Here is a 1,489-nt window from a genome sequence, read left to right as displayed (position 1 = left end):
GTGTGTCAGTCGATATCAATGTTGAATGACACACCGCATTCGCGAGCAAGCCCGCTCCCACATTTGTGTGTGGTGCTCCCGAAGGTTTATGTCAGTTGTTAGGGTGCCGTTTCTAATTTTTCTCCCTACTTTGTGTCCTGAGCCCGACACTTGTCCGGGCAGTTCCTCAAACCTTCTGAGCGTGAGGTGCACCATGGCCAAAGTAATTTTGAAGAAAAAAATCGACGCATCGACCACAGCTCTGGGCGACGTTAAATCCTATGCCCGCAAGATCTGGCTGGCAGGCCTGGGTGCCTACACCAAGGTCGGTCAAGAGGGTGGCGAGTACTTTCAAGAGTTGATCAAGGCTGGTCAAACTGTTGAAAAGAAAGGCAAAAAAGTAGTAGCCGAAAAACTTGAAGCTGCCAATGCCGAGATCATTGAAGCCAAGAGTGAAGTGAGTACTTTCAAAGGCAAGGTCGAAGTTCAACTCGACAAGGTCGAGAAGGCTTTTGACTCGCGTGTCGCAAGTGCCTTGAATCGTATCGGCATTCCGTCTAAACATGACGTTGAGACACTCTCTGCTAAGCTCGATGAGCTGACGGCATTGCTCGAACGCGTCGCGCGYAAATCTTAAGGAGAACGGGATGGCTGGTAAAAAGAACACCGAAAAAGAAGGCAGCTCGTGGATTGGGAAAGTCGAAGACTACTCCCGCAAAATCTGGCTGGCTGGTTTAGGCGTGTACTCGAAGATCGACACTGACGGCAGCAAGCTCTTCGATACATTGGTCAAAGACGGCGAGAAAGCCGAGAAGCTCACCAAGAACGCTGTCGGCAAGAAAGTCGACGCCGCCAAGGATTCTGCTACTTCGGCCAAGTCGCGAATCACTGGCGTTAAAGATCGTGCACTGGGCAAATGGGATGAGCTGGAAGGGGCTTTCGACAAGCGCCTGAACAGCGCCATTTCGCGCCTCGGTGTACCGAGCCGCAACGAAGTGAAAGCACTGCACAGCAAGGTCGACACACTGACCAAGCAAATCGAAAAACTCACCGGTGCCAAGGTTGCGCCTGTAGCGGCGAAAACCGCAGCGGCAAAACCAGCGGCTAAAACCGCTGCCAAGCCACTGGCAAAAGCAGCTGCTAAACCAGCGGCCAAGCCAGCAGCCAAAACTGCTGCAGCCAAGCCAGCGGCCAAACCGGTTGCTGCTAAACCAGCAGCCAAAACCGCAGCCGCCAAACCGGCAGCCAAGCCAGCAGCAAAACCTGCTGCAGCGAAGAAGCCAGCAGCGCCAAAAGCTGCCGCACCAAAACCAGCAGTGGCTGCTGCCAAGCCGGCAACTCAAGCCGCGCCGGTCAGCGCATCGAACTCTTCAACCGCGCCGACCCCTGCTGTAACCCCGACTGTAGCGCCAGCAACGACGCCAACCAGTCAGTCCTGATTCCAGGGCTCAAAAAAACGCCCGGCCTGCAAAGGTCGGGCGTTTTTGTGTGTGCTCGGTTCTGTAAACGC

At 54.4% G+C, this 1,489-nt stretch carries 2 protein-coding genes; both read left to right on the top strand.

Annotated features, from left to right (window positions below):
• Window positions 1-193: 193 nt before the first annotated feature.
• Window positions 194-616 carry a phasin family protein gene (locus AC1DRJ_RS27395; RefSeq protein WP_477804905.1) on the top strand — a complete coding sequence of 141 codons (423 nt, stop codon included), beginning with the start codon at window positions 194-196 and terminating at the stop codon, window positions 614-616.
• Window positions 617-626: 10 nt separating this feature from the next.
• On the top strand, window positions 627-1,418 hold the full coding sequence (locus tag AC1DRJ_RS27390; protein ID WP_477804904.1) for a phasin family protein: 792 nt from the start codon (window positions 627-629) through the stop codon (window positions 1,416-1,418).
• Window positions 1,419-1,489: the final 71 nt, after the last annotated feature.

It is taken from the genome of Pseudomonas sp. P5_B2 (genome assembly GCF_056400445.1).
Note: the sequence above shows the minus strand (reverse complement) of the source record. Positions and strands in the feature narration are given on the sequence as shown.